Origin of the sequence: Psychroserpens luteus (genome assembly GCF_015319355.1) — a bacterium.
Classification (GTDB): domain Bacteria; phylum Bacteroidota; class Bacteroidia; order Flavobacteriales; family Flavobacteriaceae; genus Psychroserpens; species Psychroserpens luteus.
In genome coordinates, this window is record NZ_JADILU010000005.1 from 237,678 (window position 1) to 260,435 (window position 22,758).

The window sequence follows — 22,758 nt, forward strand, 5'->3', positions numbered from 1 at the left end:
ACTAATGAGTTAACTAGGTTTAGTTTAATATTAAAAACCTAATCCACCCGCAGTATTTGCGTAAGTCCACGCAAAATCTGATGTATTCGCTCCAACAGTATTTGCTCCTTCTGCTACTGCAGTTGCTGTAGAACCAAATCCAGTAACCATTACTGTTTCTGCTTTGTTTACAAAAATATTTGTTACGTCTGTAGCACCTGATGGTAAAACTATTTGCCAAACACCAAAAGTTAATTCACCATTGTTATAGTTTGTTGCCACACCATCATTGTCCAATTCAACATCAGATGAATCTTTAAAACCAAAAGCATATATATTATTAGTTGTTCCTGTAGCTCCACTTCTGTAATCTGCATATTCACCATTTTCTGTAACTGTATTACCAATGATTGTTACATTTTGAAGAATAAAAGAGCCAGTACCTGTTCCTTCTGGACCATCAACCTCAAAAGCATGATCTGAAATATCTCCTAAAACAACTACAGCATTATTAATAGTACCTGAATAAGCTTGATCAATATCCAAGGCATCATCTCCTTGTGACCACACTAATAAGTTTGTAGCGTTTACAGTACCACCAAAAAACTCAACACCATCATCAACGTTAGCAACAACCTCAATGTTGTTAATCACTGTTCCATTTCCAACACCACCAAGTGTTAAACCATTAATTTCGTTACCTTCACCAATTAAGGCACCACCATGACGAATAGAAATGTATGACATCACACCTGAGTTATCAGCAGGATTAGAACCACCATATAATCCAAAAGTGTCATCAGCAGGAATACCTTCAATTTGATTTTCTACATTATCTCCAGAGAATGAACTAGGCGCATAACCTAATACAATTAATCCTCCCCATTGACCTCTATCATTTTCATCTAAGTTTGTTCCTGCAGTTTGACCACAAGTAATATTGTCACTAATAGATGTGAAAATAATTGGCTGAGATGCTGTACCTACAGCGTTAATTTTTGCTCCTCTAGCAATAATTAATGCAGATGCCAAAGAACCTGTTCCTGGAGAACCTTTAACTATAGTTCCAGCTTCAATGGTTAACGTTGCTCCATTATCTACTACAACTTTTTGGTTTAATTGATATATATTGTCGTTTGTCCAAGTTGTGTTTTCTGTAATTGCTCCAGTAACTGCAACTATAGGGCAAGTTTCTCCACTATTTCCGTTACCATCATCACCATAGTTGTTAATAGTAGTTGTTTCTATAATTATAGGAGTGTCGTCATCTTTAAAACATCCAGTGAATACTAATGAAGAAGCGATTAATGCAGATAATACTAATTTTTTCATGATATTGTTTTGTTAGTTTTTTATTATTTATTAACGATGCAAAGAAAAGCGCATAGTGTAAAGTCAAGGTTAATTGATTATTAAACCTAAATCATAAAACTGTTAATTCAGTGTTACCAGAAACTGTGAATTTTATAATCTCGAAACATAAATTTAACATTGAAATCCCTATCTTGCTACAGCTAAACAATATTTATGAATTGGGAACAATTACTCTCCTTAAAGCGATTTGGAGACACTAATAAACGCTTACGAAAAGAACAAGATGAAACCCGTTTAGGTTTTGAAGTTGACTATGATCGTATTATTTTTTCTTCGGAATTTAGAAGTCTACAAGACAAAACTCAAGTCGTACCATTATCAAAAACCGATTTTGTTCACACACGATTAACACATAGTTTAGAAGTAAGTGTCGTTGGACGTTCTTTAGGAAGAAAAGTAGGTCAAAAAATATTAGAAAAACATCCACATTTAAAAGATGTTCATGGCTATCAAATGAATGATTTTGGAGCCATCGTCGCTGCTGCTGCATTAGCGCATGATATTGGAAATCCGCCTTTTGGTCATTCTGGAGAAAAAGCTATTGGTGAGTTTTTTAAATCTGGCAATGGTCGTTACTATGAAGATCAACTCACTAAAAAACAATATCAAGATTTATGTGATTTTGAAGGTAACGCTAATGGTTTAAAAATACTTACTGAGAGTCGTCAAGGTCGTTCTGGTGGTTTAAGACTAAGTTATGCTACTCTTGGTGCATTTACAAAATACCCTAAAGAGTCCCTTCCGAAGAAACCAACAACACACATCGCAGATAAAAAGTATGGCTTTTTTCAAAATGAAAAAGAAACATTTAAAGACATCGCACAAGAATTAGGATTAGTTAAAAGAGGTGATGAAAATGATGTCAGTTATTGTAGGCATCCTCTCGTGTATCTAGTTGAAGCAGCAGATGATATTTGCTACACGATAATTGATTTTGAAGATGGGATTAACTTAGGACTTATACAAGAAGAATACGCTTTAGAATATCTTATAAACTTGGTGAGAGATTCTATTCAAACAAAAACATATAATACGCTGCAAAGCACACAAGACAGATTAAGTTATTTGAGATCATTGGCAATTAACACACTAATTAGCGAAGCTGTTGAGATCTTTATGCAAAACGAACAAGATATCTTAAGTGGTGCCTTTTCAAAAGCACTTTTAGATTGCAGTGCATACGAAGCTCAAATCAATGACATCCTCAAATTGAGCATTTCAAATGTATATCAATCAAAAGACGTTATTGACAAAGAGATTGTAGGTTATAAGGTTATTAATGAACTTTTAAATATCTTTACAAAAGCGGTTATAAATAATTTAAAGGGAGAGTTATCTAATTATGATAGACTTATTTTGAAAGTTTTAGAGCCTAATGTAGACTTACAGAAAGATACTATTTATGATAATCTATTATCTATATGCTTCTACATTTCAAAAATGTCTGATAGTAATGCTATGTTAACCTATCAGAAACTAAAAGGAAACCACTTATAAAAAAAATTGAAAAACATGAAAAGAAAATTATTATTTGTCACTTCGCTTATCGCGATATCTTTAATTGCTGTATTGATTGTAAAATCAAATTCAGAAGAAGATAAAACTATTGATACTTTAAGAAAACAGCATTTATCATTTTTAGAAAACAGCCCTTTTAAGGAAACACAAAATTTATCAAGAAAAGAAAGAAAGGCAATGGGCTTACCTCCAAATGCTTATAGTGATCAAATATGGGAACTTACTATGAATCCTTCAACTGGTAGACCAATGCCTGAGATAGCATTAGAGATTCAAGAAGAATTAAGAGAACAAAGATCTGCTTTAAGAGGAGTTGGAGGAGATAATTCTAATCCATGGATAGATAGAGGGCCAAACAATCAAGGAGGTCGAACTAGAGGAATTATGTTTGATCCTAATGATGTAAATAATACCAATCCAGCAGATGATTATACTAGAGTTTTCGCAGGAGGAGTATCTGGTGGATTATGGGTAAATGATGACATTACTGATCCAGATTCTTCATGGACTTTAATACCAGGTATTCAAGAAAACATCTCTGTGACAGTTATCGTTTCAGACCCTAACAATAGTAATAAAATGTATGTAGGTTCTGGAGAGCCTTACATTGGAGCAGATGGTGCTGTTATTGGAAGAGGTGTTTATAGATCTTTAGATGGAGGTGTCACGTGGGAAAATATTATTGGTGGCTATACTGGCGTAAGCAATGACGGACTAAATATAGATGGAATATTCTATGTGAGTGATATCGTTGCTAGAAATAATGGTGGTGTAACTGAACTTTACGCTGCATTTCCTAGTGGTAGATATGTTGAAGCTTCTGCTCCAAATAATTTTTTAGGAGCTAATAATAGAGGCCTATATAAATCTATAGATGATGGAGACACATGGACTCGTTTTGATATTCAGTTCAATGATGGTACTTATAAAAATCCAAATGATATTGAACTCGATGCAAATAATAACATTTGGCTCACAACAACATCTAACGAACTTAATATAGGTGGAGGAGATATTTGGAGCTCAACCGATGGAAATACTTTTAATTTTGTACGTGCTTTCGGAGCCTCTGATAGAACAGAATTAGAACCTCATCCAACTAATCCAAATATATTTTGGGTTGTTTGTAATATAGGTGGTGAAGCTGATATATTTATGACTACTGATGCCTTTGCTACTAGTGGAAATATTTCTGTAGTTAATGAGCCCGTTGATGCTGATACTGGAATTAGTGCAACCGATTATACAAGAAATCAAGCTTTTTATGATTTACCAATAGAAGCAGACGAGAATGGTAAATTATATGTGGGAGGAATAGATTTATTCGTTTCTAGTAACTCAGGAGCTAATTGGTCACAAATTTCTGAATGGACTAATCTTGGAGGAGTTATATCTTCTGCTGTACATGCAGATCAACATGCTATAGTATTTAGACCTGGAACTAATGGAAATGAAGCTGTTTTTGGAAATGATGGTGGTGTTTATTACTCGGCTGATTTAGCCAATTCTGTTGGAAACGCAAACATTATACAATCTAGAAATAAAGATTACAATACGGTTCAGTTTTATTATGGAGCTATTGACCCGAGTTCTACAAACACTAATATAGCTGGAGGAACACAGGATAATGGCACACAGTTTATCACTAACGCAGCAGCTGGAGCCAATGGCTTTTTCGATCCAGTAGGTGGAGATGGAGGATTCACAGACTTTGGCGCTGCTGGTAATTATGTGATTACTACATATCCTAATAATACACCCATTTTTATTAGCTATCCTAGTTTTACAAATGGAGCAAATATTTCAACTTTTGGTGGTGGTAGTTTTATTAATGAATCAACTTTAGATAAAAATTTAGATATTTTATTTGTAAATGCTTCTAGTAATGCAAATGGAATAGCAATTGAACGTATTTCAGAATTTTTACCTGGTGGAGCCCCTACAGAAAATGACCTATTAACATCTGGACAATTAAATTCTACACCAAGTGCCATGAAAGTTTCACCTTTCACAACAACATCAACAACGTTATTTGTTGGTTTAAGAAATGGTAGAGTATTACGTGGAGAATTAGCAAATTTAAACAATCCTGTTTTTCAAAGAATAAATAGTATTGATTTTGTGGGCAGTGTATCTGATATTGAATTTGGTCAAAGTGAACAAGAAATTTTTGTGACTATGTACAACTATGGTGTTCAAAGTATTTTCTTTTCCAGTAATGGAGGATCAACATGGACAGGAATTGAAGGAAATCTACCAGATATACCAGTGCGTTGTATCCTTCAAAATCCATTAATTCCTCAAGAGTTAATTATTGGTACAGAGTTAGGGGTTTGGGTAACACCAGATTATACTATAGCAAATCCTATATGGATTCAGTCTTTTAATGGTATGAGTGATGTAACAGTTACCGACTTAGATTTAAAAGCATCTGATAACACAATCTTAGCATCAACATTTGGTCGTGGATTGTTTACGAGCCAGTTCACTTCACAACCTTTAAGTGTTTTAGAAACTGAATTTAACACTAGTGCAATAACAATATTCCCTACAATTTCTAACGGACAAATTACTATTAAATCTGAAAGTGATTTAGGTGATGCAAATATTAAGGTATTTAATATTAATGGTCAAGAAGTTTATAGTACTAAATCAAACATCTCAACGTCTAATACCAATGTCAATCTCAATTTAAACGCAGGTATGTACTTTGTTAATATTACCGTTAATAATTACTCAGAGACTAAAAAAATCATCATTAAATAAACAAAATATTTATTTTTAATATAAAGGGAACTGTTAAGTTCCCTTTATTATTATATGCGTTTCATCGAATAAATTTGTATTTTACCGATAATTAGCTATATTTGTTTAATCATAATCTTTTAAACCCACGATCATGAAGAAAAACATTCTAGGAGCTGCAGTTGTATTTTTTGTAACGCTAGCATTTTTATTAATGTTAGATGATATTACAAGTAGTGGTAATCACGAACCACAACAAAACAATGTCAATATCGAGATTGATGACACAAACAAACAGCCAAATATTGCTACTTTAGACGAAGAAGAATAGAACTAAATAACATAGTTAAACTATCAATATCAATCCCAACGGATTGATATTGTTGTTTTACAGAAGCATGCTCTATAAACACATCAGGAATCCCTAATGTTTTAATAGAAATAGAATAACCATTAAAAGCTGCAAACTCTAAAATTGCACTTCCAAAACCTCCCGAAATAACACCGTCTTCTATCGTTATGATTTCTGTGTAAGTTTTAAATATTTCATGCAATAATTTTTCATCCAGAGGTTTTATAAAACGCATATCATAATGCGATATCGTATCATTAACTTCACATCTAGAGATAGCCTCCTCAACATTAGAAGCTATAGCACCAACACTTAATACAGCTAGCTTTTTTCCTTTTTTAAGCTGAATACCTTCTCCTATTTTTACTTCTGAAAAAGGCTGTTTCCAATCAATAACACTTCCACGACCTCTAGGATAACGAATAGCAATTGGATAATCTAAACCTAATTGCGCTGTGTACATGATATTACGCAATTCAATTTCATTACGAGGTGCGTAAATAATCATATTTGGAATACATCTTAAATAAGCCAAATCAAAAACGCCATGATGAGTCGCTCCATCTTCTCCTACCAAACCAGCACGATCTAAACAAAAAATTACAGGTAAGTTTTGAAGTGCCACATCATGAATCACTTGGTCGTAAGCACGCTGTAAAAACGTAGAATAAATATTACAAAACACGGTCAACCCTTGAGTTGCCATACCTGCAGCTAAAGTCACTGCATGTTGCTCTGCAATACCAACATCAAAGGCACGCTCAGGGATTTGCTCCATCATATACTTTAAAGAACTTCCCGTAGGCATTGCTGGTGTAATCCCAACAATACTTTTATTCATTTTAGCCAATTCAACAATGGTGTGACCAAATACATCTTGAAATTTTGGTGCTTGTATTTCTTCTTGCTTCGGAAGGATATCACCAGTAACCGAATCAAATTTACCAGGAGCATGATATTTTACCTGATCGTCTTCAGCTTGTTTTAAACCTTTCCCTTTTGTTGTAATCACATGAAGGAACTTTGGCCCTTTAACCGATTTCAATCGTTCTAATTCTGAAATTAACAATGGCAAATCATGTCCATCAATAGGACCAGAATAATCAAAGTTTAATGCTTCAAAAATATTGTCTTGTTTCTCTTTTCCTTTTTTTACGTTGGTTAAATATTGTTTTAATGCTCCAACACTTGGATCAATTCCAATAGCATTATCATTTAAAATGACTAATAAATTGGCATTTGTAACTCCTGCATGGTTTAGTCCTTCAAAAGCCATTCCGCTGGCAATTGATGCATCACCAATTACTGCAATATGCTGTTTATCTTCTCCTTTTAATTGAGACGCAATTGCCATTCCTAATGCAGCAGAAATTGATGTAGATGAATGTCCTACACCAAATGCATCGTATTCACTTTCCTCACGATTAGGAAAACCACTTATACCACCTTTTTGTCTATTCGTATGAAAATTATCACGCCTTCCTGTGAGTATTTTATGACCATAAGCTTGATGTCCAACATCCCAAATGAGTTGATCTTTAGGTGTATTAAACACATAATGTAAAGCTAAGGTCAGTTCTACAACACCTAGACTTGCACCTAGATGCCCTTCTTTAGTTGCCACAATATCAATGATAAACTCACGTAACTCTTTAGCAAGTTGTAGTAACTCATTAGGATTTAATTCTCTTAAATCTTTTGGAAAGTTGATATGGTTTAATAATCGTTTTTGCACATTGTAAAAATACGAGAATTAATTAGTCTTCGATATTAAAAGCAAAAGGTAAAGCATAGGATACAGAAACTTTCCTGCCTTCGTGCTTTGCAGGTATAAATTTTGGTAGCAAATTCATAAAACGTAATAATTCCTCCTCAAGTAACTTATGAGGACCTCTAACTTTTATATCATTTATAGCTCCTAAAGTATCTACTGTAAACTGAGCTTGCATTCTTTGTTTTCCTTTTAATCCTAAATCTTTAGAAATAGCAATATTGAAATTTTTAGTTACTAACTCATTCATTTTGCTATTGAAATAATTTTGTTTTTCATTTCTAGATAAATTCGTAGGCGTATTTGGAAACTCAATAGGTTTTTCAACATCGAGCATGCCAAAAACAATATCTTCATAAATACCTTTTTCACCTTCTATCTCAGGATATTGAGGATCAACAATTGAATCTGGATGAATAGGCGATTTTTCATGTTTATCTATATCACCAGTAACTATAATCATACCATCTAAAGCTGGAATTGAAGGTGTAGGGATCGGTTTCTTTTGAATAATACTTTCTGTTTTCTCTTTTGAAGAATGAACGCTTATAGAATCAACATTCTTTTTTACTTCAATTTGAGTAGAGTCAATAGCCTTCTCAACAATCTCAACACTTTCTATTTTTTTTGGTATTGCCTTTATCATCTGCACAGCTAAACAAAGATGTTCCCATCGCTAATAATAAAGCCAATAAAAACAATTTATGAAAACTCATGGTTTACTCAAAAACAGTATCTGAAATCTGTAAGTTAATAGTATCCAGTTGCGATTGTCTAATGTGTGCGCAAATACGTTGACCTTTGTTTTTATGAATAAACTCTTGAATTTAATTCGTTTTCATTGTGGTAAAATCAACTACCGTTTTAGAACAGGATTGACAAAACCGACCCTTTTCGTTTGGTGTCATTTCAGACCAATTTTCATGACAAGGCTTCAGGATTGAAATTGAGTAACGTGTTTTCATACTAAGTGAAGATTTCTTGAATAGCATCAAATTTCTTGCCGACATTTAATTACATCAAATAGAATTGTATTTTTACAACTATGATAAACCCTTTCGACGATACCTATTATATGAAAAAAGCCTTACAAGAAGCCCAAGAAGCTTTTGATAAAGGCGAAATCCCAGTAGGCGCAGTCATCGTTATAAAAGACAGAATCATCGCAAGAACACATAACTTAACGGAGCTTTTAAACGACGTTACAGCACATGCCGAAATGCAAGCTATCACAGCTGCAGCAAACTTTCTAGGCGGAAAATATTTAACCAATTGTACTCTCTACGTTACTTTAGAACCTTGCCAAATGTGTGCAGGCGCTTTGTATTGGAGTCAGATTTCTAAAATAGTTTATGGAGCTCGTGATGAAGAACGTGGTTGTATTGCATTAGACACCAAGCTACACCCTAAAACTAAAATGGTAGGAGGTATTTTAGCCGAAGAAGCATCAGCATTATTAAAACGTTTTTTTATTGAGAAACGTAATTTGAATTAATATAGCTATTGAAGAAATTTCTTAAATATGGTGTTTTAATTATTTTAGGATTTTTTATTCTGAAACCCTTAATCTTATATGGAGATTATTGTAGAGGACTTTTAAATACAATCAACTTTATCTTTTTTGGTGGATTACTAGTTCTTGTTTTTATTATTCTAACAATCATAAATCTCCTACAAAAGAGGAAAAGAAATTTAAAGTTTGATGTCATTCCAGTATTAATTGTTCTTATAATTTTTGTCTCTTTTTACATATTATCCAATTTAGACGAACCTAAATTTTGGACAGAAAAGACATTAATCGCACTGATTGAAATAGAATCAACTCCAAGAAGTGGTGATCTTATACTTTATAAAAACGGAACTTTCGCTGCAACTTTACATAGTGCAGATTTTAGCTGTACTTATCAAGGTGATTTTGAATTGATAGACAACCAACTTCAACTAAAACGACTAAATTTAGAAAACGAGACTGAAAACTTATTTACTGAGAAATATGAAGTTGACCAATTAAATAAAAAGCTTCTTCCATTAAATGAAAATTTTGGTATTCTAGACATAAGGGATTTAAATTAAGCCAAAACTCGCGTTAAGGATGGAGGTATTGTTGGAGCTCTCCCGGTTTTTATCGGGAAGCGACTACCGAGAGCCTGACCTGTTTCCTGCAAGGTTTTGAAAACCTTGTAGGTATGAAAGGTAACGCCCAAAAAATCACAAAAAAAAACGCCTAACTTTCGTTAGACGTTGAAACTGTAATAAAGTATATCTTCTTAAAGAACTTGTACATTAGCTGCTACTAGTCCTTTTCTTCCTTCTTCTTCGTTGTACTCTACATTATCGCCTTCACGTAACTCAACACCGTTAAGGTTTGATACGTGTACGAAAATGTCTTTTCCTGTTTCTTCGTTGGTAATGAATCCAAATCCTTTAGAATCATTGTAAAATTTAACTGTTCCAGTCATTATAAAAAATATATTAATTAAGTTACAAAGGTATAATTTAAAATGATTCGGTAAGTAAATAAATTGTAAATTTTTATCTCAGAATCTAAAATTATTATCAAAATATTAAAATATCTTTAAAAGTTTAAATCACTTAAAATCACTTGATTAAAAATTAATGCTTTCCTCTTTTTTGATTTTCTCTCATTTTATCCAAATTCTCTTTGGTAAGCATGTAGTCCTTAATGTCTTTGTCTTTCCATCGATGGTATGCAAACATGGGGAAAACAATAAAAAAAAGACCTATAACGCCAAAACCTATCAATTTCTCAGAATAGGCTACTTTCATAAAAAAACCACACAAAACACTTCCTAAGGAAGTTATAAAAGCAATAAGAATGAGGTACTTCATTTAATATTAATTTAGGATGTAAAGTTAATCAATTCACGACGGTAAGCGGTTAACAACTTTGATTTTGAAACAAACCCGTGATAATTTCCTTTTTTAATAACCGGAAGATTCCATGCACCACTATCTTGAAATTTACGCATTACTTCTTTCATAGAATCACTTTCGTAATATATATAATCTGGCGGATTGTGCATAAATGTTTCTACAGATGTCGTTTCATACAATGCTTGATCAAACATGACTGTTCTTATATCATCTAGTAAAATAATACCTACAAGATATTGGTTTTCATCAACAACTGGAAACAAATTTCTACTCGATTTCGCCACACCTTGATGTAACATTTTTCCTAGCGACATCTCTGGTTTTAAAACCGTAAAATCTTTCTCAATAACGCTATCCAATTTCATCAATGTTAACACAGATTGATCTTTATCATGCGTTAAGAGTTCTCCTTTTTCCGCCAATTCCTTTGTGTAGATTGTATGATCTATGGCGCTTTTTTTAATAATAAAGGACATAGAAACCGTAATCATTAATGGAACAAACAATTGGTAACCACCAGTAATTTCAGCAATTAAAAAAATAGCAGTTAATGGTGCATGAAGCACACCAGCTATTAATCCTGCCATCCCAAGGAGTGTAAAATTAGTTTCAGACACTTGAAAACCTAAACCAATATTATTAATAATTTTTGCCATAACATTTCCTAATGCACTTCCCATAACCATGGTTGGGATAAAAATCCCTCCTGCTCCACCTGCTGCAAATGTTGTCGTCATGGCAATCGCTTTAAAAATGGTAATCCCAAAGAGTAAGGCGATTACTACCCAAATATTATCGAGATAATCATCAAAAGGTGTTTTACCTAAAGCGTGCAAGTGATTTCCGCCTAGCAAATCGTTTATAAAACCAAAACCTTCACCATACAATGGCGGAATGAAATACAACATGACACCAATCGCCAAACCACCAACGATGAGTTTTTGTCCGCTGGTTTTAAAGCGTTCAAAAAACTTATAAACTGCAAAATAAATCTTAGTGAAATAGATTGAAGCTATTCCTGTACCTATACCTAAAACAATTAAAAACAAAGTGTCTTTTAATGCAAAAGGCGTTGTAATGTTGTAATTAAACAATACACCGTTTCCAACAAAAAAATAAGACGTCAAAACCGAAGATACCGAAGCAATCAATAAAGGTAATAGTGATGCAAATGTTAAGTCTAAACTAAACACCTCAACAGCAAAAATAATAGCTGCAATTGGTGATTGAAAAATAGAAGAAATAGCACCAGCTGCAGCGCAACCAATAAGTAAGGTTCTCGTTTTTCTATCGACATGAAATAGCTGACCAACATAAGAACTCACTGCAGACGCAGAAGCAATCGCAGGACCAAGCAACCCAACAGATCCTCCAAAACCAGCAGTTATTGGTGCTGTAATTAATGGTAAATAAATCTTGCTTCGTTTGAGAAAACCATTCTTTTTTGACAATGAAAATAAAATACTTGGTATGGCAAACTCAATGTGTTGTTTAGATACATATTTAACAAATAGATATACCAACCAAAGTCCAATAACGGGTAAAATAAAGTAAATGCTATTTGCTGAAACAATAACGAGATGCTCAAGACCCCATTGAATTGCATAGGTAATATTTTTAATGGTTACAGATACTAATCCAGACAATAAACCAATGAGCATTGCGAGTAAAAACACAAAGTTTTTTTGCGAGATATATTTATATCGCAAAATGAGTAAGCGTTTTATGATTGGTTTGATTGGCATATATTAAATCTACTAAAAAATCCTGCAAGAAGCAGGATTTGATATTTATGATTTTAAGTTAAGTTTTAAACTCAACTCTGTTAATTGTTTATCATCAATTGGTGCAGGCGCATCTATCATCACGTCTCGACCATTATTGTTTTTTGGGAACGCGATATAATCACGAATGGTTTCTTGTCCGCCAAGAATAGAAACCAATCTATCCAATCCAAAAGCTAATCCACCATGAGGAGGTGCTCCATATTGAAATGCATCCATTAGGAATCCAAATTGTGCTTTTGCTTCTTCTGGAGTAAAGCCTAAATAATCAAACATTAAAGCCTGAGTTTCTTTATCATGAATACGAATAGAACCACCACCAATCTCGTTTCCGTTAAGGACCAAATCGTAAGCATTCGCTTTTACATCTCCTGGATTTGTTTTCAATAACTCTAACTGTCCAGGTTTTGGTGATGTAAATGGATGGTGCATCGCGTGGTAACGCTCTGTATCTTCATCCCATTCTAATAATGGAAAGTCCATGACCCAAAGTGGAGCAAATACTTTAGGATCTCTCAACCCTAAACGTTCTGCTAATTCCATACGTAAAGCACTCAATTGAGTTCTTACTTTATTTTTTTCTCCAGAAAGGACGCAAACTAGATCACCTGGTTTAGCACCAGTCACTTCTGCCCATTTTGCTAAATCGTCGTGGTCGTAAAATTTATCTACGGAAGATTTAAAGCTTCCGTCATCGTTACATCTGCTGTAAACCATTCCTAGAGCGCCAACTTGTGGACGTCTTACCCAATCAATTAATTTATCGATTTCTTTTCTAGTGTAACTATTTCCGCCAGGAACTGCAATACCAACTACTAATTCTGCAGCATTAAATACTCCGAAATCTTTATGTTGTGCAACAGCGTTTAGTTCTCCAAATTCCATCCCAAAACGGATGTCTGGCTTATCGTTTCCGTAGAGACGCATCGCGTCATCATAAAGCATTCTAGGAAATTTTTCAACCTCAACACCATTCACTTCCTTAAGTAAATGACGTGTCAATCCTTCAAACGCGTTTAATATATCTTCTTGCTCAATGAATGACATCTCACAGTCAATCTGAGTAAATTCTGGTTGTCTATCTGCACGAAGATCTTCATCTCTAAAACATTTTACAATTTGAAAATACTTATCTATACCACCAACCATAAGCAATTGCTTAAATGTTTGAGGTGACTGTGGTAATGCATAAAACTGACCTTCATTCATACGTGAAGGCACCACAAAATCACGAGCACCTTCTGGTGTTGACTTGATTAAATAAGGTGTTTCTACTTCTATAAATCCTTCTTGAGACAAATAGTTTCTCACTTCTTGAGTTACTTTATGTCTAAAGATTAAGTTGTTTTTTACAGGATTACGACGAATATCGAGGTAACGATATTTCATACGTAGTTCTTCACCACCATCGGTTTTGTCTTCAATAGTAAATGGAGGTACAAGTGCTTCATTTAATATTGTTAATTCAGAAACTAAAATCTCAATATCACCAGTTGGCATATTTGGATTTTTAGAGGCACGCTCAATCACTTTCCCTTTGACTTGGACAACGAATTCTCGACCCAAATCTTCGGCACGTTTCATCATTTCTTTAGGTGTGCGCTCCTCATCAAAAACGAGTTGCGTCATCCCATAGCGATCACGAAGATCTACCCAAACGATAAAACCTTTATTTCTAGATTTTTGAACCCAACCTGCAAGGGTAACTTCTGTATTGATATGTGATGCTCTTAATTCACCACAATTATGACTTCTGTACATTATATCTTATTGACTTAATAATAGTCTGCAAAGTTAAGATTTATATTTTGTGATGGAATTAAACCATATAAAAATCAAGAAATGAAAATTATTCAAAATTTTAACATTTATTTTCTAAATCACTCATTTAATCAATTGTAAAATAAGGATTTATACAATTATTTATCGTTTCTTTAACAGAACCAATAAAATAATTTTATTATGATTAAAAATTACGTATTGCTTTTGATGTTTTTTTTAGGGCTTTCAAATGCTGTTTTTGCCCAAGAAGTTTCAGGTATAGTTGCAGATGATTCTGGACCTTTACCAGGTGTATCTGTAATTGTAAAAAATACAACTACAGGAACAACGACAGATTTTAATGGTAACTATTCAATTAATGCTAACAAAGGAGATATCCTAGTTTTTTCTTATGTTGGATATGACTCGCAAGAAGTTAAAGTAACTGGAAACCAAATGAATATTACATTAAAATCTGGAGTTGCTTTAGATCAAATTTTACTAGTTGGCTCTAGAAACCCAAGTAGAACAGCTATTGATACAGCAGTCGCTGTTGATGTCATTGACATGGCCGAACTCACAAGTGCTGGACCTCAAGTTTCTGTGACACAAATTCTAAATTATGTGGCACCATCTTTTTCATCAAATACACAAACAGTATCTGATGGGACAGATCATATTGACCCTGCTCAGTTAAGGGGTTTAGGACCAGATCAAGTACTAGTTTTGGTAAACGGAAAGCGAAGACATACATCGTCTCTAGTAAATGTAAATGGAACTCCAGGACGTGGTTCTGTTGGGACAGATTTAAATGCAATTCCTGCAGCTTCAATTAAAAGAATCGAAGTGCTTCGTGATGGCGCAGCAGCTCAATATGGGTCAGATGCTATTGCAGGAGTTATTAATATTGTATTAAAAAATAGTGTTAACGAGTTAACTGCAACAGTAACTTCAGGTGTTAATATGTCTAAAAACTCTAATGATCATGATGGCGGAACAGATGGAGAAAAAACTCAAATTGACTTAAATTATGGTATTCCATTAGGTGACAATGGAGGTTTTCTTAACATGACAGGTTCTTTGACAACTCGTAAGCGTACATCTAGAGCTAGAGCCAATAGTAGTAGCATTTTTCATGCTTATAATTCAATTGAATGGGAAGCTTATCAAGATGGATTTAATCTATCTGATTTAAGAAATGATTTGAGTGCTATTCAAACTTATGCTGCTCAAGTTGGTCATTTTGATGCTGCTTTACAATCTCAAATTGCTGGAGCAACTAGTATAGAACAATTATCTGGATATAATCCTGTTACAGGAGCTCAATCAACAGGTATTTTATCTGGTATAGATGTTACAGATGCTGAATTAGCAGCAAGAGGACAATCGCGAAGTAATTATAACATGAGCGTAGGTCAATCTGGTTTAGACCAAGGACAGCTTATGGGTAATCTTGAAATTCCATTTGGAGAAGAAGAAAATAACGCAAAGTTCTATGCTTTTGGAGGATTGTCTTATCGACATGGTGATGCTTCAGGTTTTTATAGAACACCAGGACATAGTTCTGGTAGAGGAAATACCTTATCTTATATTAATGGATTTTTACCAAATATAGAATCAGATATTATTGATAAGTCTTTAGGATTTGGTATTAGTGGTAAAATTAATGGTTGGAATGTTGATTTATCTCATACTTGGGGTCTAAATACATTTGCTTATAATATTACAAATACAACTAACTTCTACTTACAATCCTCATCACCTACAGAGTTTAATGCTGGTTTAAATGGCTTTCAACAAAACACTGTTAATTTTGATGTCTCTAAGTTTTATGAAGATATCTTTTCTGGCTTAAATGTTGCCTTTGGTTCAGAATATCGTGTGGAAAACTATTTTATTGAAGCAGGTGAAGAATCATCATATGCGAGATATGACATCAATGGAGAAGTTGAAACATTTACTGCTAGTTTAACTCCTTCATTACAAGTTACTGACTTTTTTGGTAATCAAGCGTCTGCTGGAGCTCAAGTTTTTTCTGGGTTCACACCAGAAAATGAAATTGATGCCAGAAGAAATTCTATGGCACTATATGTTGATGTTGAAGCAGATGTAACTGAAAAGTTCTTAGTGAGTGCTGCTGTACGTTTTGAAGATTTTAGTGATTTTGGAAGTACATTAAATGGAAAGTTGGCAATGCGTTATAAAGTTGGTGAGAATACTAATATTAGAGGCGCAGTAAGTACAGGTTTTAGAGCACCTTCTTTACATCAACAATTTTATAGTAAATCTAATACATTGTTTAATGATCAAGGTGTATCACAAGAAGTAGGAACTTTTACTAATAATTCTAGAGCTGCTCAATTATTTGGTATTCCAGAATTAAAAGAAGAAACTTCGTTTAATGCTAGTTTAGGATTTACTACTAAACTTCCAGATGCAAACTTAACAATTACAGTAGATGGTTTCTTTATTGCTATTGATGATAGAATTACATATACAGGAAACTTCTCAAGCCCTAATGATGGTAGTCAATTAGCAGATATTTTTACTAATTTAGGAATTGGACAAGCTGCTTTTTTCGCAAATGCAATTGATACAGAAACTAAAGGTGTAGATCTTGTTATTATACACAAAGCTAATGTTGGTAAAGGTAAATTGACAAATAGTTTAGCAGCTACCTATTCTAAAACTTATAAAATAGGTGCGACAAAAGGAAGTGATATCTTAACAGATGCTGGATTGTTGGATACTTATTTTGATGAATCTTCTAGAGTGTATTTAGAATTAGCAGTACCAAGAGTTAAAGCTAATTTGACAAATAACTATGAAACGGGTAAGTGGAACTTCTTTTTAAGAAATGCTTTCTTTGGAGGTGTTGAAGATACTGGGACACTAACAGGTGGTGGCCACCCAGAAATTGGATCTGTAGTGGTAACAGACTTATCGATTGGGTACAACTTAAGTGATGTTTTAAAGTTGACGGTTGGAGCTAATAATTTGTTAGATATATATCCAGATGAATTACCTGATTATTTAACTTCAAGCAACCAATTTGTATATTCTAGACGTGTATCTCAATTTGGAAACAATGGTCGTTATGTTTTTGGTAGATTAAGTTTTAAATTGAAATAATTTCAGAAGAATTTTATATAAAAAAAAGCCTCAACAAATGTTGAGGCTATTAAAGTTTTTATACTTAATCCAAGTTTGGAATACGTAAAACCTGACCAACATATATTTTATCAGGATGTGATAACATTGGTTTGTTAGCTTCAAAAATTTCTGGATATTTCATTGCGTTACCGTAATAATGCTTTGCTATTTTTCCTAAAGTATCTCCACTTACAACTGCATGAAATTGAGCTTCTGGCTCAACATGCTCAACCGTCATTTGGTCATCTACTGTAGAAATACCAGTTGTATTACCAATCACTAAAACTACTTTTTCTTTTGTAGCTTGATCATAAGCTAAACCAGATACTCTAGCCATATCATCATCAACAAACACGCTTAAGTTCTCTACTTGTAATTGTAGATCATTAATCGTTTCTTCCATATTTCTAGCTGCTGCTTCTTCTAGACGTAACTCTGCTGCATCTTCTTCTCTAGTCGCTTTTGCTCTTGCTTCTGCTGCTTCTTCGTCTGTTGTTTTTCCTATTCCGAAGACTTTAGCCCCTGCATTTTTGATAAATGAAAATAATCCCATAATTGTTTATTGATTTAGTATTAATGTATTTGTAAAGTTGGCGAAATTCTTTATGAATTCCAATTATATAACCAACTACATTCTTTGGACACCATTTAGTTCATAAAGTCACATTTCCGAAGAAAATAAAATAATGCACAAAAAAAAACGTCCAACTCAAATTAATGAGATGGACGCTTTTGGAGACTAAATAACCAACCAAAATCTAGCTCCTTGTATTTTCTCTTGGGTTATCTTTTTTAGCAGTTTTCTGCTTACGTTTTTTTAATTCTTTTGTGCCTTCTACACGTTTTCCTGTAGCATCTGTTTCTCTTAAAAATTGAATATATCCTCGTCCTGTAAATTCATACACGGTTTGAGATGATGGATGAAATAATTCTATCCTTTGATCATTAATAACGCTCAACTCAAAATATTCATTGTCAAAGAAATCATAATCTAGTGTTAATGTTTTTAAGTACATATTACCACTCACATCTCCAACGCCATAAACACCTGTGTAATCCCAATAAATATTGTTTGGATTTGAGATATTTACATCTTGAGAACTTCTAAACTCTGAGTCATTTCCACCAGCTAAAAACTGAAGGTAGTTCTCATTATCAAATTCATTAATTGCTCCAAACTGACTTGTATATGTTTTTTCCCAAGCTTCATATTCTTGTAAAAAATAATGAATGTTATCGTAGAACACAAAGTCGTAATCAAAAGTGTTTCTTTGGTATCCATTTAAAAAATACGATGTATCATTAAATGGGTTGTATAATTCTATGGTATTATTATCAATCTGGTACACATCAAATGTTTCATAACCATCAATATCATGATTAATATCTAAAATCATATCGTAAGCATCATAAACACCCACATCAATTCCATATCCATTACCTTGATTACCAAAACCAACCAAATTATTATTAGCATATACCACACCATTTCTAAACGATAGTGTAAACGCTATATTTAAGAAAGGTGTTTCTCCGTTTCCTAAAGTTTGATTGATATCTACATACCATAACTCATAAGAATTCAATAATTGATTTAAAGAAACTCCTTGATTATTGTAATCGTTTACAATGACTTGGTCTGTGTAACACGACGTAAATAATGTTGCTGTTAAAGCAAAACCTAAAAGTAGTTTGATTGTTTTCATAATCATTCGTTTTGTGATTTCTATGATGTAAGTTTCAAAACACGTGCCAAAAACAAAATGTATATATTTTCTCTTCGGAAAAAGGACATAAAATGCTTATTTTTGAATGCAGAATAAGTTTTTCGCTTTCGCGGAAATGAAAAGAAAATTTTCAATGAGTAAACCATTAAAATATGCAGTATTTGGAGCAGGAAGTTGGGCAACAGCTATCGTAAAAATGCTTTCTGAAAACTTAGATGAAATAGGTTGGTATATGCGAAGTGTTTATACCAAAGAACATCTGCTCAAGGAAAAGCACAATCCAAGTTATTTGAGCTCTGTAGAGTTTCATACTGAGCAACTCAAGTTGAGTAATGACATCAATGAACTAGCAGAATGGGCAGATATTTTGATATTTGTAATACCGTCTGCTTTTATTCATGCCGAATTACAAAAACTCACTGTAGACATTTCAAATAAAATAATAGTTTCTGCTGTAAAAGGGATCATGCCCGAAACTGGAAAACTCGTAGGTGAACAATTTCATGATGTTTATAAGATTCCTTTTGAAAACATAGCTGTGATTGCTGGACCTTGTCATGCAGAGGAGGTTGCTCTTGAGCGTTTATCATATTTGACCATTTCTTGTGATGATGCAAAAAAAGCACAAACTATTGCAGATGCCTTATCGAGTGATTACATTAAAACAAAAATTAGCGATGATGTTATTGGTACCGAATATGCTGTAATGCTTAAAAACATTTATGCTATTGCTGCTGGAATGGCTCACGGATTGGGTTATGGAGACAATTTTCAAAGTGTATTGATGAGTAATGCCATTCGTGAAATGAAGCGTTTTATCAAAAAGATGCATAAGATGAAACGTAATATTAATAACTCAGCTTATTTAGGTGATTTATTGGTAACAGGCTACTCTGTATTCTCTAGAAACCGAATGTTTGGAAACATGATTGGTAAAGGCTATACTGTGAAATCTGCACAAATGGAAATGAACATGGTTGCCGAAGGTTACTATGCCACGAAAAGTGCACATGAACTCAATAAGAAAAATGCGAAGAAAACGCGTTTACCTATAATTGATGCGGTTTATGAAATTTTGTATGAGAATAAAGACCCAAAAAAGGTTTTTAAGAAATTGACTGATAAGTTGGATTAAATATAAATGTCATCCTGAACTTGATTATTCATGGTTTACAGTTTCAAACTTTTGTATTTATGAATAATCAAGTTCAGGATCTCATAGCAATAGATTCTAAATCAAGTACAAAATCACAAGAATTGGCTACTTCACTAAAATACCTTTAGCTTCCATTAACGGAATCGCCTGTAGAGCTTTTAAATTGATAGTATTTTTCCTAAACGTATAGGTCTTATCGAACATTTTGTTCCCTTCAAAGAAAGTCACGTTGAATTGGTTATTTATAGCAAATAAACCCTCTTGTAGTAACTCAATTTTAGCATAACTTTTTTTAGGAAGCAGGTCTAGTTTTTTTCGAAAAATGGAAGTCATTTTATCTTCAGAATAGCCACTAGTAACAATAAGCACCATTTCTAAATCCACATCTTTATCGTTAATTATATAAGCATTCCAATCTTGAGTTTTATAAATATCATTATACTCATTTACAACTGCTATGTAAACACCTTCTACTTTTGGGATGTCAATATCTTTTTTCATAATGCAAAAATAGTAAACTATTCAAAAAAAGAATTAGAATAATTATTACTAATTATACCTTTTAAATTATAGATAACTAAATGTTCAAAAAGCTCTTCTTTTGGGTATAATTCAAACAAATTATTCTCTTTAAACACGAGATTATCAATTCTAAAAAAATAAATCTTCACTATCAATTCTAAATTTACTTCCTTTTTAATATTACCAGCTTCTTGCGCTTTTCTCAATAAGTTATAAATTATGACATTTGATAGCTCTTCAACAAAATCATCAAATAACTGACTCGCTTTAGGATAATACTTTTCTAAACCAAAAAGAAAAGAGGGCTTAAAATATTTTAAATATTCAAACCCTCTCTGGTAAATTAATATAACACATAAAATAGGGTCTTTACCATTGCTATTAATCAACCTATTTATATCTTCTTTATACTCATTTAATAAGCTTTCAAGACTAGAGGTAACCAGGTCTTCTTTGTTATCAAAAAACGTATAAATTGTTTTTTTAGAAATACCAAGCTCATGTGCTAACTCGTCTAAAGTGACATGCTTACTACCAAATTGAGTAAACTTTGTAATAGAACATTTTAACAATTCTGCTTTAGTAATCATCTTAGTTTATTTTATCTCCATCCACCACCTAGTGCTTCATATAAATCTACAATAGACACTAATTGTTGTAGCTTACTATCTATAATATTAAGCTCGGCACTTAATGCACTTTGTCGTGCTGTTAATAGATCTAAATAATTTGCGTAACCATTTTTAAGTAACTCTTCTGAGTTGGATTCAGCTGTACGTAAGGCTTCTACTTCGTTTTTTCTAAACACGAATTTTTTAGTTTCAGCTTCATAAGAATATAAAGCATTTGAGACTTCACTACCTGCAACCAATAAGGTTTTCTTAAAATTCAACAAGGAACTTTCCTGATTAGCAAGTGCGACTTCTTTTTGAGTTTTTAGTTTTCTTTGATTTAAAAGTGGTTGTGTTAATCCTCCGACCACTGTAGCAAATAATGAGTTAGCGCTAAACAAATTATCCAACTCTAAACTTTGCAAACCACCTGAAGCTGTTAAAGTTAATGACGGGTAAAAATTACTGTTAGCCACATTCGTTAACTCAAAATCTTTAATTAAAGCATATTCCGCAGCCATGACGTCTGGCCTATTTCTTAACAATGTTGCAGGAACACCTAACTTAATGTCTTGATCAATACTTTGGGTATCTAAACGACTTCTTTCAAATTTTTGAGGTGTTTTTCCTAATAAAATACTAAGCGTGTTTTCTGTTTTAAAAATAGCAGTTTCAATATCTATCTGTAAAGCTCTTGCACTATTATACTGTGCTATGTTTTGTTCTACTGCAACTTGAGTTACTTGACCTGCATCTTTTAAAGCTTTAATAGTTTCTACACCACTTTCTCTGGTTGCTATGGTTTCCTTAGTTACTTCTAATTGCGCATCTAAAGCCAATAAATTATAATAGGTATTTGCTATACTAGAAATCAATTGTGTTTTTACTGCTTGATGTCCAGCAACATTTTGCAAATAATCTGCTTGTGATGCTCTTTTATTACTTCTTATTTTCCCCCAGATATCTGCTTCCCAAGATAAATCTGCAGTAACATCATAAGTATCTAAACCACCACTAAATATAGAACCAAACTGACTGTTCTCTGAATATTCTTGATGTGTATAGTTAGGACCTACACTTAATGTTGGGAAATAACCTGCCTTACCTTGCTTTGCATAAGCTTCAGCAGCTATCATTTGCTGAATTGCAATACGAATGTCCATATTATTTTGCAGACCTTCTTCTATATATTGTTGAAGATACTGATCCTTAAATAAGTCTTTCCATGATACGTCTGCTATAGAAACACTATCGGTTGGGAGATTTTCTGTTCTATAAAGCGCTTGGGTTTCTGTATCTAAATTTGGCCTAACATAATCTTTTGCTACAAAGCAACTTTGTAATGTTAATGCAACTACTAGTAATAGTACTCCTTTACTAAAACTTCTATGTTTGATAATTGATTTCATC

Annotated in this window: 19 protein-coding genes; 7 read left to right on the forward strand and 12 right to left on the reverse strand. The window is 33.2% G+C overall.

The features are described 5' to 3' along the window. Nucleotides 1–30 precede the first annotated feature (30 nt). The gene (locus tag IM744_RS13130) at nucleotides 31–1,311 is read right to left on the reverse strand and encodes a hypothetical protein (protein ID WP_194508602.1); all 1,281 of its coding nucleotides are present in this window, start codon (nucleotides 1,309–1,311) and stop codon (nucleotides 31–33) included. 195 nt (nucleotides 1,312–1,506) lie between these two features. Between IM744_RS13130 and IM744_RS13135 the strand changes: the two genes are divergently transcribed. From IM744_RS13135 to IM744_RS13145, 3 genes are all read left to right on the forward strand, one after another. Then, nucleotides 1,507–2,850 (forward strand): deoxyguanosinetriphosphate triphosphohydrolase, encoded by a 1,344-nt coding sequence (locus IM744_RS13135; protein ID WP_194508603.1) that lies wholly within the window; start codon nucleotides 1,507–1,509, stop codon nucleotides 2,848–2,850. Between the two features lie 15 nt (nucleotides 2,851–2,865). Beyond that, nucleotides 2,866–5,637, forward strand: a complete 2,772-nt coding sequence (locus IM744_RS13140) for a T9SS type A sorting domain-containing protein (RefSeq protein WP_194508604.1) — start codon at nucleotides 2,866–2,868, stop codon at nucleotides 5,635–5,637. A gap of 133 nt (nucleotides 5,638–5,770) precedes the next feature. Next, complete coding sequence (locus tag IM744_RS13145) at nucleotides 5,771–5,947, forward strand: hypothetical protein (protein WP_194508605.1); 177 nt, start codon at nucleotides 5,771–5,773, stop codon at nucleotides 5,945–5,947. On the opposite strand, the gene IM744_RS13150 is transcribed toward IM744_RS13145, so the two are convergent. Together IM744_RS13150 and IM744_RS13155 are read right to left on the reverse strand one after the other, a co-directional pair. Continuing rightward, the gene (locus IM744_RS13150; protein ID WP_194508606.1) at nucleotides 5,925–7,703 is read right to left on the reverse strand and encodes a 1-deoxy-D-xylulose-5-phosphate synthase; all 1,779 of its coding nucleotides are present in this window, start codon (nucleotides 7,701–7,703) and stop codon (nucleotides 5,925–5,927) included. The genes IM744_RS13145 and IM744_RS13150 overlap by 23 nt on opposite strands. 22 nt (nucleotides 7,704–7,725) lie before the next feature. Next, nucleotides 7,726–8,385, reverse strand: a complete 660-nt coding sequence (locus IM744_RS13155) for an energy transducer TonB (protein WP_194508607.1) — start codon at nucleotides 8,383–8,385, stop codon at nucleotides 7,726–7,728. Between the two features lie 399 nt (nucleotides 8,386–8,784). On the opposite strand from IM744_RS13155, the gene IM744_RS13160 reads away from it, so the two are divergent. Together IM744_RS13160 and IM744_RS13165 are read left to right on the forward strand one after the other, a co-directional pair. Next, nucleotides 8,785–9,234 carry a nucleoside deaminase gene (locus IM744_RS13160; protein ID WP_194508608.1) on the forward strand — a complete coding sequence of 150 codons (450 nt, stop codon included), beginning with the start codon at nucleotides 8,785–8,787 and terminating at the stop codon, nucleotides 9,232–9,234. An 8-nt stretch (nucleotides 9,235–9,242) separates the two neighbouring features. Beyond that, nucleotides 9,243–9,812: a cytochrome c oxidase subunit II gene (locus IM744_RS13165; protein ID WP_194508609.1), complete on the forward strand. Its 570-nt coding sequence runs from the start codon at nucleotides 9,243–9,245 to the stop codon at nucleotides 9,810–9,812. Between the two features lie 194 nt (nucleotides 9,813–10,006). On the opposite strand, the gene IM744_RS13170 is transcribed toward IM744_RS13165, so the two are convergent. From IM744_RS13170 to aspS, 4 genes are all read right to left on the reverse strand, one after another. After that, nucleotides 10,007–10,198 carry a cold-shock protein gene (locus IM744_RS13170; RefSeq protein ID WP_206694497.1) on the reverse strand — a complete coding sequence of 64 codons (192 nt, stop codon included), beginning with the start codon at nucleotides 10,196–10,198 and terminating at the stop codon, nucleotides 10,007–10,009. Nucleotides 10,199–10,352: 154 nt separating this feature from the next. Continuing rightward, complete coding sequence (locus IM744_RS13175) at nucleotides 10,353–10,589, reverse strand: hypothetical protein (protein WP_194508610.1); 237 nt, start codon at nucleotides 10,587–10,589, stop codon at nucleotides 10,353–10,355. Between the two features lie 11 nt (nucleotides 10,590–10,600). After that, entirely contained in the window at nucleotides 10,601–12,379 is a 1,779-nt protein-coding gene (locus IM744_RS13180) for a chloride channel protein (protein ID WP_194508611.1), read from the reverse strand. 45 nt (nucleotides 12,380–12,424) lie between these two features. Further along, nucleotides 12,425–14,179, reverse strand: coding sequence for an aspartate--tRNA ligase (gene aspS, locus IM744_RS13185; protein WP_194508612.1), 1,755 nt, complete (start codon nucleotides 14,177–14,179; stop codon nucleotides 12,425–12,427). Nucleotides 14,180–14,380: 201 nt separating this feature from the next. Between aspS and IM744_RS13190 the strand changes: the two genes are divergently transcribed. Then, complete coding sequence (locus tag IM744_RS13190) at nucleotides 14,381–17,311, forward strand: TonB-dependent receptor (RefSeq protein ID WP_194508613.1); 2,931 nt, start codon at nucleotides 14,381–14,383, stop codon at nucleotides 17,309–17,311. A gap of 64 nt (nucleotides 17,312–17,375) precedes the next feature. Here the strand turns inward: IM744_RS13190 and lysM are convergent, their stop codons facing one another. Then, nucleotides 17,376–17,885 (reverse strand): peptidoglycan-binding protein LysM, encoded by a 510-nt coding sequence (lysM, locus tag IM744_RS13195; RefSeq protein ID WP_194508614.1) that lies wholly within the window; start codon nucleotides 17,883–17,885, stop codon nucleotides 17,376–17,378. Nucleotides 17,886–18,090: 205 nt separating this feature from the next. Next, nucleotides 18,091–19,038, reverse strand: coding sequence for a nicotinic acid mononucleotide adenyltransferase (locus IM744_RS13200; RefSeq protein WP_194508615.1), 948 nt, complete (start codon nucleotides 19,036–19,038; stop codon nucleotides 18,091–18,093). 154 nt (nucleotides 19,039–19,192) lie between these two features. On the opposite strand from IM744_RS13200, the gene IM744_RS13205 reads away from it, so the two are divergent. Further along, complete coding sequence (locus IM744_RS13205) at nucleotides 19,193–20,194, forward strand: NAD(P)H-dependent glycerol-3-phosphate dehydrogenase (protein WP_194508616.1); 1,002 nt, start codon at nucleotides 19,193–19,195, stop codon at nucleotides 20,192–20,194. 126 nt (nucleotides 20,195–20,320) lie between these two features. Here the strand turns inward: IM744_RS13205 and IM744_RS13210 are convergent, their stop codons facing one another. Genes IM744_RS13210 through IM744_RS13220 form a run of 3 tightly spaced genes read right to left on the reverse strand, consistent with a single transcriptional unit; the run spans nucleotide 20,321 to nucleotide 22,757 of the window. After that, a complete protein-coding gene (locus IM744_RS13210) occupies nucleotides 20,321–20,716 on the reverse strand; it encodes a hypothetical protein (RefSeq protein ID WP_194508617.1) in 396 nt (131 codons plus the stop codon). A 17-nt stretch (nucleotides 20,717–20,733) separates the two neighbouring features. Beyond that, entirely contained in the window at nucleotides 20,734–21,327 is a 594-nt protein-coding gene (locus tag IM744_RS13215) for a TetR/AcrR family transcriptional regulator (protein ID WP_194508618.1), read from the reverse strand. Nucleotides 21,328–21,338: 11 nt separating this feature from the next. After that, a complete protein-coding gene (locus IM744_RS13220) occupies nucleotides 21,339–22,757 on the reverse strand; it encodes an efflux transporter outer membrane subunit (RefSeq protein ID WP_194508619.1) in 1,419 nt (472 codons plus the stop codon). Between the last annotated feature and the right edge of the window lies 1 nt (nucleotide 22,758).